The organism is Pelomicrobium sp. G1 (genome assembly GCF_051905455.1).
Classification (GTDB): Bacteria; Pseudomonadota; Gammaproteobacteria; order Burkholderiales; family UBA6910; genus Pelomicrobium.
In genome coordinates, this window is the sequence record NZ_JBQACR010000171.1 from 1 (window position 1) to 365 (window position 365).

Below are 365 nucleotides of genomic sequence, written 5' to 3' on the forward strand. Positions count from 1 at the left end.
GGACCTTGACGTCGCAGAGCTCGTGCGCAAGCCGCTGGGCGTCCTCCTCATCCAGAGGCTGGAAGCGCACGTCTTGCATCACGCGGCCTGTGAGCTGCTTGCGGTGCGCGAGCCGCTCGTCGATGCCGCCCATCCCGATCAGCACCACGGGCACGGTCGCCATGTCGTGGAGATCGCGCAGGCTCTCGCACATGCGCTTGCTGTCGACGAGGTAGTCGGCCTCGTCGACGAAGAGCGGCCGCCCGGAGAGGGCGAGCGCTTCAATGGCCTCGGACATCATCTGGGCGCAGGAGCCCCTGGCGCTACGGCCGAGCTCCCGGAGAATCGCGGTGAGCATGGCCGAGGGGGTCCAGGTGGCCCAGGCG

Annotated in this window: 1 protein-coding gene; it reads right to left on the reverse strand. The window is 69.0% G+C overall.

Going from position 1 to position 365, the window contains the following annotated elements; all coding sequences use genetic code 11:
* A partial coding sequence (locus ACTFO6_RS18030) for an AAA family ATPase (protein WP_439935778.1) occupies positions 1–337 on the reverse strand: 337 nt, incomplete at its 3' end.
* Positions 338–365 lie beyond the last annotated feature (28 nt).